At 62.6% G+C, this 1,820-nt stretch carries 2 protein-coding genes; both read right to left on the bottom strand.

The window, feature by feature from the left end; all coding sequences use genetic code 11:
- Window positions 1-143: 143 nt before the first annotated feature.
- Complete coding sequence (gene rsmD, locus FEM54_RS31755) at window positions 144-761, bottom strand: 16S rRNA (guanine(966)-N(2))-methyltransferase RsmD (RefSeq protein ID WP_138454189.1); 618 nt, start codon at window positions 759-761, stop codon at window positions 144-146.
- Window positions 761-1,820 (bottom strand): M16 family metallopeptidase (locus FEM54_RS31750; protein WP_138454188.1); only part of this gene is annotated, 1,060 nt, incomplete at its 5' end. The genes FEM54_RS31750 and rsmD, both read right to left, overlap by 1 nt.

Raw genomic sequence — 1,820 nt, 5'->3', positions numbered from 1 at the left:
CCCTTTTACAGGCACCGCGATCTGACAAATAGAATGCGGCGACTTTACTGGGGCCGCTTCGCAGCCCAACGCAGGGCAAGCCTGCTCGACACAACCATCCTGGCCGCCACAACAAGCCCGCTCACTACAACATTTACCTAAGGTTAAGCGGCGCTTTCAACCAACCGATGCCACAACGCGTAATACACGCGACCGGACTTCTGCTCCCGGTGCAGGCGCCAGCTGCCCGGCAGGCCGAGGGTAGACGGCGCGGTCTCGCTTTCAGTGTAGATCCACGCATCGGGTGCCAGCCACTGGCGCTCTTCCAGCAGCGCACACACCGTCGGCAACAGGTTCTGGTTGAACGGCGGGTCGAGGAACACCACGTCGTATTCGCTGGCCGCCTGGGTTTCCAGGTAGCGCAGCGCATCGGCTGTCTGCACCTGGCCGGTGGTGCAGCGCAGTGTGCCCAGGTGTTCCTTGAGGCTGGACACCGCCACATTGCTGGCATCCAGCGCCTGGCCCTGGGCGGCGCCACGGGACAGCGCTTCGAGGAACAGCGCGCCGCTGCCGGCGAACGGGTCCAGTACCCTGGCGCCGCCGATATACGGCGCGAGCCAGTTGAACAGGGTTTCACGCACGCGATCCGGCGTTGGGCGCAGGCCCACGACGTCAGGGAAACTCAGCTTGCGGCTGCCCCATTCACCGCCAATGATGCGCAGTTGGCCCACACCGTTATGCACGTTGTGGACAGGTTTTTTCGGGCGAGATGAACTGGCCATTAATGCTCCGGAACCCCGAGCGGCTGCTCGGCGGGTTTATCAGTGGGGGGCGGTAGTGGCTTTTGCGCAATCGTCGGGCCGGCGGTCACGATGACCATCTTGTCGGCGCTCAAGTGTTTATTCATTGCAGCCTTGACCTGCTCTACGGTCAGGGCCTGGGATTGTTTCATGAAATCCTCAAGATAGCTCAGCGGCAGGTTATAGAAACCCATGGCGCCCAGCTGCCCGACGATATCGGCGTTGCTTGCGGTAGACAGTGGGAAGCTACCGGCCAGCTCACGCTTGGCGTCGTCCAGTTCCTTTTGCGTCGGGCCGGTCTTGAGGTAGTCGGCCAGCACGTCTTCAACCAGGCGCAGGGTGCCGCCGCTCATTTCGGCGCGGGTCTGCAGGTTGATCATGAACGGACCACGTACCTGCATCGGCGAGAAACCGGAGTAAACGCCGTAGGTCAGGCCGCGCTTCTCACGCACTTCGCTCATCAAGCGGGTGCCGAAACCACCACCGCCGAGGATCTGGTTGCCCAGGGACAAGGCGGCGTAGTCCGGGTCGGCGCGGTCGATGCCCAGTTGCGCGAACAGTAAATGAGTTTGCTTGGACGGGAACTCGATATGGCTCAGGCCAGCTTTCGGCTCGGTCGGCTGGGCGATCTTGGCCAGGGCGGGGCCTTTGGGCAGCGATGCGGAGACCTTGGCCGTCATGGCCTCAGCGTCGGCGCGAGTCAGATCGCCCACCACGGCAATCACCGCATTGCCTGCTGCGTATGCTTTGGCGTGGAAGGCCTGCAACTGCGCCAGGGTAATCGCCGGAATGCTCTCAGGCGTGCCTTCGCTCGGGTGCGCGTAAGGGTGGTCGCCGTACAACCGCTTGAACAACTCAAGGCTGGCCAGCTTGCCTGGGTTCTGTTTCTGGTACTCAAAACCGGCAAGAATCTGGTTTTTGATGCGCGCCAGGGAGTCGGCCGGGAAAGTCGGCTTGCCGATCACTTGGTCAAACAGCGTCAGGGCCGCGTCGCGCTTGCCGCTGTCGCTCAGGCTGCGCAGGGACACCAACGCCATGTCG

Source organism: Pseudomonas edaphica (genome assembly GCF_005863185.1).
GTDB lineage: Bacteria > Pseudomonadota > Gammaproteobacteria > Pseudomonadales > Pseudomonadaceae > Aquipseudomonas > Aquipseudomonas edaphica.
Note: the sequence above shows the minus strand (reverse complement) of the source record. Positions and strands in the feature narration are given on the sequence as shown.

Bases quoted from the DNA above. Each gene is read 5' to 3' on its own strand.
- rsmD (WP_138454189.1), bottom strand. From the start codon at position 761: ATGGCCAGTTCATCTCGCCCGAAAAAACCTGTCCACAACGTGCATAAC.